7 protein-coding genes are annotated in these 7,176 nt (G+C 56.3%); 1 reads left to right on the top strand and 6 read right to left on the bottom strand.

The features are described from left to right. Positions 1 to 71 precede the first annotated feature (71 nt). From ACKVOS_RS09585 to ribB, 5 genes are all read right to left on the bottom strand, one after another. A complete protein-coding gene (locus tag ACKVOS_RS09585) occupies positions 72 to 740 on the bottom strand; it encodes a lysostaphin resistance A-like protein (RefSeq protein WP_409211782.1) in 669 nt (222 codons plus the stop codon). Further along, on the bottom strand, positions 737 to 1,180 hold the full coding sequence (locus ACKVOS_RS09580) for an endonuclease domain-containing protein (protein WP_409211781.1): 444 nt from the start codon (positions 1,178 to 1,180) through the stop codon (positions 737 to 739). Before ACKVOS_RS09580 ends, ACKVOS_RS09585 begins: the two co-directional genes overlap by 4 nt. 550 nt (positions 1,181 to 1,730) lie before the next feature. Beyond that, the gene (locus ACKVOS_RS09575) at positions 1,731 to 3,329 is read right to left on the bottom strand and encodes a carboxyl transferase domain-containing protein (protein WP_409211780.1); all 1,599 of its coding nucleotides are present in this window, start codon (positions 3,327 to 3,329) and stop codon (positions 1,731 to 1,733) included. 45 nt (positions 3,330 to 3,374) lie between these two features. Then, the gene (ribH, locus tag ACKVOS_RS09570; protein ID WP_409211779.1) at positions 3,375 to 3,794 is read right to left on the bottom strand and encodes a 6,7-dimethyl-8-ribityllumazine synthase; all 420 of its coding nucleotides are present in this window, start codon (positions 3,792 to 3,794) and stop codon (positions 3,375 to 3,377) included. After that, positions 3,794 to 5,095 (bottom strand): 3,4-dihydroxy-2-butanone-4-phosphate synthase, encoded by a 1,302-nt coding sequence (ribB, locus tag ACKVOS_RS09565; protein WP_409211778.1) that lies wholly within the window; start codon positions 5,093 to 5,095, stop codon positions 3,794 to 3,796. Before ribB ends, ribH begins: the two co-directional genes overlap by 1 nt. Before the next feature lie 183 nt (positions 5,096 to 5,278). Between ribB and ACKVOS_RS09560 the strand changes: the two genes are divergently transcribed. After that, on the top strand, positions 5,279 to 6,355 hold the full coding sequence (locus tag ACKVOS_RS09560) for a DUF2855 family protein (protein WP_409211777.1): 1,077 nt from the start codon (positions 5,279 to 5,281) through the stop codon (positions 6,353 to 6,355). On the opposite strand, the gene ACKVOS_RS09555 is transcribed toward ACKVOS_RS09560, so the two are convergent. Further along, positions 6,342 to 7,169 (bottom strand): TIGR03084 family metal-binding protein, encoded by an 828-nt coding sequence (locus tag ACKVOS_RS09555; protein WP_409211776.1) that lies wholly within the window; start codon positions 7,167 to 7,169, stop codon positions 6,342 to 6,344. The two genes, ACKVOS_RS09560 and ACKVOS_RS09555, sit on opposite strands and share 14 nt — an antisense overlap. Positions 7,170 to 7,176: the final 7 nt, after the last annotated feature.

Genomic DNA, 7,176 nt, shown 5'->3' with positions numbered 1-7,176 from the left:
CGGGGGTGGCGGGTTGGGTCATACTGCGATGATATCAGCGATTTTCGCATGTAGGACAGCGAAATCTTCGTTCAGGATTGCGCATTCGCGGTTATGGCCAAAGCGGCGATCAGATCGACCGTGAAATGCGCGATAACGCAAATCATGATGTTTCGTTTCCACAGATAGAGCGCGGTGAACAGGGTGCCGGCCAGCGCGACGAGGATGAGCTGGCCCGCTTGCCAACCGCCGAAATGCATCGCGGTGAACAGCGCGATCGAGCCGACTATTCCGATCCACCGGCGTCCGCTCAGCCGGGTCAGCCGGTCAAGCAAATAGCCGCGGAAGAGGATTTCCTCGACGAAACCCGCGCGCAGGGAGAGCAGGACCAGCATCCACCATGGCATACCGGCGAGCATGGATATGAGGTGGTTGTCGGCTTCGAGATGGAAGACGGTTTGCGCAATATATACCGCCGCTCCCGCGAATAGCGTGAGGGCGATGCCTGCGGCGAGGCCGGGTAATTGGGTTTGCTTCCAGCTGAAGGGGCATAGGCCGAGGGAGGTTGCGGGGAGTTTTTCGATGCGTAGGGCGTAGCCGACGACGACCGCCAGCAGCAGCCACGCCGTGCCCTCGCGGAGCAGGCGGGCGGGGATGCTGGCGTCGGGTTCGAGTTGCGAGAAGGCGAACAGGGCGTTGCCGATGATGGCGATGGCGACGCCGAGGAGGATGAGGGGTTTGGAGGGAGTGGCGCGGCTCACAGAACCTCCCCGGAACGGGGAGGGGGACCATCCGAAGGATGGTGGAGGGGCACTTTCGTGAGCTCCCGCCGCTCCCTCAACCGCTCCCCCCTCTCCTCGCAAACCTCGACAATGCGCGCGACCGTGGCTTCCAGACTATCCAATACCGCCTGAGCCGGAACGCGCATCGTCGCCACATGCTGCGATTTCAAAAACGCCGTCCGCGCCGCATCGCGTCTGTCGGCGTCGTGCCCATCATGCGCCATACCATCGACCTCGATCGCCAGACTGGCTGCGGCACAATAGAAATCCAGGACATAGACGCCCGCTGGATGTTGTCGCCGGAATTTGAGGTCGCCGGGTCGCTTGCGAAGTTCGCGCCACAGAATGACCTCCGGCAGGCTCATTTCTGCCCGCAATTTGCGCGCCAGTTTGACGGAGCGCGGAGGGCCGGTGATCATGTTCCTCTCCCAACGGGGGAGGGGGACCAGCGAAGCTGGGGGAGGGGCACTCTCGGTTGAGCGTCATCTCTCACCACAGCGCGTCCCCTCCTGTGCCCCTCCCCCATGCTTCGCTTGGTCCCCCTCCCCGTTCCGGGTAGGATTTGGGGGCGGATGATCCGGTTGGCATTTTCGCTCTGGTGCGTGATGACGAGGGATTGGGTCATCTCAATATCTATAATTTTCAGGTGGTGGTCCACCGCTGCTCACGAAGACATCCAATGCCGATTCGATCAGCGAGAACGTAGATGCGATTGCTGCCAGGCCAATAATTGCTGCCATAAGAAGGAAAGCAAGCGATAAAAGAGCGCAAACGGCTTCTATAAAGAAATTGTCGATTCCAACATCTACAGCCGTCTTTAGCCATATTCCTAGTGCAAAACTTATCACTAAAGAAAGAGCCAGCCGAACGCTATTAGTATGCCAACTTTGATAGCCATCACGGTAGTGAAAAAAACGGCTAGGCCTAGCAGAATGCGTTTGGCTTCCTGGTCGGGCGAAATGTCCATACTCACATCCGGAATACCCCGAATTCGGTCGTCCCACCCGGCGCACCCGCACAAGCCCCCAACGCTAACCCCAACACATCCCGCGTCTGCACCGGGTCGATAATTCCATCATCCCACAGCCGGGCCGTCGCGTAGTACGGATTCCCTTCATCCTCATACTTCTGGCGGATCGGGGCCTTGAACGCCTCCGCCTCCTCCGCCGTCCATCCCGCCGCATCGCGATGCACAGTAGCCAGCACGCTCGCCGCCTGTTCGCCGCCCATCACGCTGATCCGCGCGTTGGGCCAGGTGAACAGAAAGCGCGGCGAATAAGCCCGCCCGCACATACCATAATTGCCCGCGCCGAAGCTGCCGCCGATCAGCACGGTGATCTTGGGCACGCTCGCGGTGGCGACTGCCGTGACGAGTTTCGCGCCATGCTTGGCGATCCCCTCCGCCTCATATTTGCCGCCGACCATGAAGCCGCTGATGTTCTGGAGGAACAAGAGCGGTATTCGCCGCTGGCAGGCGAGTTCGATGAAATGCGCGCCTTTGACCGCGCTTTCGCTAAACAGCACGCCGTTATTGGCGAGGATCGCGACGGGTTGCCCCCAGATATGGGCAAAACCGCAGACGAGCGTGCTACCATAGAGCGCCTTGAATTCGTGAAACTCGCTACCGTCGACGATGCGCGCGATCACTTCGTGCACGTCATAAGGCGCGCGGACGTCGTCGGGGATGACGCCGTAGAGTTCTTTTGCGTCATATTTTGGCGGGCGGGGATCTTTAAGGTCGATGTCGAGTTTGTGGATGGGGCCCAAATGGCTGACAATATCGCGCACGATGGTCAGCGCATGTTCGTCATTCTCGGCAACATGATCGACCACGCCCGACTTGCGGCCATGTAAGTCGCCGCCGCCCAGATCCTCGGCGCTGATTTCTTCCCCCGTCGCGGCCTTTACCAAGGGCGGGCCAGCGAGGAAGATCGTGCCCTGATTGCGGACGATGACGCTCTCGTCGGACATTGCGGGAACATAGGCACCGCCCGCAGTGCAACTGCCCATGACGCAGGCGATTTGCGGGATGCCCTTGGCGCTCATGTTCGCTTGGTTGAAGAAGATGCGACCGAAATGGTCGCGGTCGGGGAAAACCTCGTCCTGATGCGGCAAATTCGCGCCGCCACTGTCAACCAGATAGATGCAAGGCAGGCGGTTGGCCTCGGCAATTTCTTGCGCGCGCAGATGCTTTTTGACGGTCATCGGGTAATAGGTGCCACCCTTAACCGTAGCGTCGTTGCACACGATCATGCACTGGCGGCCCGAGACGCGGCCTATGCCGGTGATCAGGCCAGCGCCTGGAACTTCTCCGTCGTAGAGATCGCAAGCAGCGAGCTGGCCGATTTCGAGGAAGGGTGAACCGGGATCGAGCAAGCGTTCAACACGTTCGCGCGGAAGCAACTTGCCGCGCGAAGTATGGCGTTCACGCGACTTTTCGTTCCCGCCCAGCGCGGCTTTTGCGACCTTGGCCCAAAGTTCGTCGCGCAACGCCCGGTTATGCGTACTGCGCTTTCGAAATTCATCGGCGTCTGGATTGATTTGGCTGGGTAAAACAGGTGCGGTCATAACACGGCCTACCCTGCCAGAAAATTTGGTGCAATTGAAACTAAATTACGCAAAGCGCCCTTGCAGTTCGTAGAGAGCAAGCGCCGCTTTTGCAGCCTCTCCGCCCTTGTCCTTTTGCTTGGGATCCGCGCGCACCAGCGCCTGCTCTTCATTTTCGACGGTCAAAATGCCATTGCCGATAGCGATGCCGTCCATTGTCAGCGCCATGATTCCGCGCGCACTTTCGCCAGCCACGATTTCAAAGTGATAGGTTTCGCCGCGGATCACGACTCCAATGGCGACAAAGCCGTCATATTGCTGGCTTTCGGCGGCCATCGCGATTGTACCAGGCAGTTCCAATGCACCGGGAACCGTGATAACTTCAACTTCGTGCCCCGCGGCCTTCAAAACTGCCTTCGCTCCAGCGACCAGCATATCGTTCAAATGGTCATAAAAACGCGCTTCAACTATCAGGAACTTAGCCATTATTCGCCTCCGGTACCCGGTATGGGCCGTTCACCTACGATGGAAAGACCATAGCCTTCCAGCCCCACCAGTGTGTGATGTGTATTTGTGAGCAGGATCATATCCTGTACACCCAATTCCGTGAGAATTTGTGCACCGCCGCCATAATCGCGTAATTCTTCGACTTCAGGAGCGCCCGCCTGCTTGCCTTCGGCACGCAATTGCATGAATCGCGTCACAATGCCTTTCATTGGTTTATTGATCACGACAACGACGCCAGCGCCTTCGGCGGCGATCGCTTCCATTGACCGTGACAAAAGCCCGGCCCGTTCGTTTTCTTCCCCGAAGACATCCACGAACATCGACATGGTGTGCATACGCACCAAAGTAGGTTTTTCAGGGTCTACACGGCCCTTGACCAGCGCCATGGTCTCGTCGCCGGTCGCTTTGTTATAGAAGGTCATCGCCGTCCATTCGCCACCCCAACGGCTATTGAATTTCATTTCGGCGCGCTTTTCGACCAAGTGGTCATGCTTGCGGCGGTAAGCGATCAGGTCCCTGATCGTGCCCATTTTCAAGCCGTGAAGCCGTGCGAACGACACAAGATCATCCATCCGCGCCATGGTGCCGTCATCTTTCATGATTTCGCAGATGACGCTGGAAGGGTTCAGTCCCGCAAGACGCGAAATATCGCATCCAGCCTCGGTATGCCCTGCCCTGACCAGCACCCCGCCGTCACGGGCGATCAACGGAAACACATGTCCCGGAGTCACAATATCATCACGGCCTTTTGAAGCATCAATTGCGACGGACACAGTCCGCGCACGATCGGCGGCGCTAATCCCGGTGGTGACACCTTCGCGCGCTTCGATCGACGTCGTGAATGCCGTTTCGTGCCGTGTTCCATTCGCACGGCTCATCAAATCCAGGCCCAGTTGATCGACCCGATCCTTAGTCAAAGTAAGGCATATCAAGCCGCGCCCGTGGGTCGCCATGAAGTTGACAGCATCAGGTGTCGCCATTTGCGCCGGGATTATCAAATCACCCTCATTTTCCCGATCTTCGTCGTCGACCAATATGTACATGCGGCCATTGCGCGCTTCTTCGATAATTTCTTCAATCGGGACAAGCGCCGGTGTGTCGTCATTCGCAAACAAATAGCTTTCCAGCTTACGTAGCGTCTCTGCCGTCGGGTTCCAATCGGGCTGGTCCAGGTCGCGCAAGGTGTTGGCATGAAGGCCAGCGGCGCGGGCCAAGCCTGAACGGGATAATCCACCTTCATGGACGAGAGAGCGAAGTTTTGTGATAAGTTGCATAGACATGATTCGCATATATTCACATTACAATGTGATTGTCAAAGACGTTATCACAACTATATGTGATTGAAGGCACGACAGATCGGTAACGCCACGTAAATTTGGTATATTTTTATATGACCATTTGCAACGTCGAGCATTGAAAGCCCATATATGTCCAACTAAGGTTCGCCCAATAGGAGAGACATTATGGCGTCGACAGTTTGGGTTAAAAAGGCGGAACTTGGTAACATTGTTGTTCATGACGAGGACTTACCATTGCTGGGCGATGGCGAAGTGCGGTTGAGGATTGAGAGCTTCTCTGTAACTGCGAACAATATTACCTATGCCGTTATCGGCGATTTGTTTGGATATTGGAACTTTTTCCCGGCTCAGGGTGATTTTGGGATTGTACCGATGTGGGGGCACGCAATCGTAGAGGCTTCGCGCCATCCCGAAATCGCAATTGGCGAGCGCATTTACGGCTATTTGCCGATGGGGACCCATCTTGATGTTGTGCCCGGCAAGATAAGCCAGGGGGGCTTTACCGATATGGCTGCACACCGTCAGCCTATGAGCCCGATTTACAATCAATATAGCCGCCTGAACGCGGATCCGGAACATGATCCGTCCAAAGAAGCAGAACGCATGTTGTTCGGCCCGTTGTTTAAGACAGGATTTCTGATTGAGTCCATGTTCCGCCGCGAAACATGGTTTGGTGCACAAAATCTCATCATGACAAGCGCATCGTCCAAGACGTCGATGGGCTTGGCCAGTGTCGCCAAAGACATGTCCCCGGACATTAAACGTATCGGCCTGACCTCCAACGGCAATTTCGCATTTGTCGAAAAAAGCGGACTTTATGACCAGGTACTTGCCTATGAAGATGTCGCACAACTGCCGCAGGAACCTTCGGTTTCGGTTGATTTTGCGGGTAACAGCCAATTGCTCCATGAAATCCATGCCGTGCTTGGAAACCAATTGAAATATAGCTGTCTGGTTGGTGCGACCCATGTCGAGGCGCGCGGCCTTGGCGGCAACGGCGAAATGGCTGGGCCAAAACCAATCCTGTTTTTCGCGCCCGATCATGCTGTGGCTTCCATACAGGAACTGGGTCCCAAAGCTTTCGGTGAAGCAGTCGCCAAAAGCTGGAAAAGCTTTTTGGGAGCCGTCGACGGCGTCGTCGCTTTGGACAAGCGCCAAGGCCTCGACAATGCCGCAAAGAGCTTTGTCGAAACGCTGGAGGGACGGACTGACCCGCACAGGGGAATCATTATTCATCCTTGAAGATTTTGCCGTCGTTCAAATTGGATTTTCGAAAGCGCACACCAGCCCTTGGTGGATCTTGGGGCGGCCCGGCGAAGCATTGTGCGACCACCATCCATTGTTTTGCAACATCACCGATGACTCTTAAATCGGTGTCGGCGATATTGCGGCATTGGGTGACCACTTGACAGAATTCTGTTGCGCTGCCTTCAATCAGACCGCTCTCAGATACGTCGCCATATTCCCAAAGAGCGCCTGATGGAGCCTTCAGTTGCAAATGCGGCATAGGCCCGGGCGGTTCCATTCGTCGGTTTTTCCAAGTCCAGCCCCAAGTATTCACCCCAAGGCGCACGATGTTGCTGATCCGATCACCGTCTTGGCGCACGGCACCCAACACATCGTAGATCGCTTGGCCATGAGCCCATGTTTCCATAAGGCGCGCGGTTATGGAACTGAGGGCGCTCATATCCGGGCCGACCCATTTCAAGCGCTGCTTTGGCTCTGCCGCCGCAAAATGCTCCGTCATGATCTGCGCTTGTGCGATCCATGTCTGCCGCAGTTGTTGCCCCGAAAGCCCCGCAAGATAAGTCGATTCAAAATCCGGCAGCCGCCCATCGCGAATACCAGCGACCATTTGTTGCAAAAATTCCGTAAAGCCAGCCTCATCCTCAAGCGACAGATCCGCAGCGATATTCCACACGTGCAAATGGCGCAGGATGTTGTTGATCGTCCATCCCTTGAACAAGGTTCCGGTTTCAAATTCTCCATCAGAAAGCGGTTCAAGCAGTGCGAAGAGCGCTGTACATTCGTCGTAAAAATCCTGTGCCTGTTGCATATTGCCC

The sequence above is a fragment of the Sphingorhabdus sp. genome (assembly GCF_046154385.1).
Taxonomy (GTDB): Bacteria; Pseudomonadota; Alphaproteobacteria; order Sphingomonadales; family Sphingomonadaceae; genus Sphingorhabdus_B.
Note: the sequence above shows the minus strand (reverse complement) of the source record. Positions and strands in the feature narration are given on the sequence as shown.

Bases quoted from the DNA above. Each gene is read 5' to 3' on its own strand.
- ACKVOS_RS09580 (WP_409211781.1), bottom strand. From the start codon at position 1,180: ATGATCACCGGCCCTCCGCGCTCCGTCAAACTGGCGCGCAAATTGCGG.
- ACKVOS_RS09575 (WP_409211780.1), bottom strand. From the start codon at position 3,329: ATGACCGCACCTGTTTTACCCAGCCAAATCAATCCAGACGCCGATGAA.
- ribH (WP_409211779.1), bottom strand. From the start codon at position 3,794: ATGGCTAAGTTCCTGATAGTTGAAGCGCGTTTTTATGACCATTTGAAC.
- ribB (WP_409211778.1), bottom strand. From the start codon at position 5,095: ATGTCTATGCAACTTATCACAAAACTTCGCTCTCTCGTCCATGAAGGT.
- ACKVOS_RS09560 (WP_409211777.1), top strand. From the start codon at position 5,279: ATGGCGTCGACAGTTTGGGTTAAAAAGGCGGAACTTGGTAACATTGTT.
- ACKVOS_RS09555 (WP_409211776.1), bottom strand. From the start codon at position 7,169: ATGCAACAGGCACAGGATTTTTACGACGAATGTACAGCGCTCTTCGCA.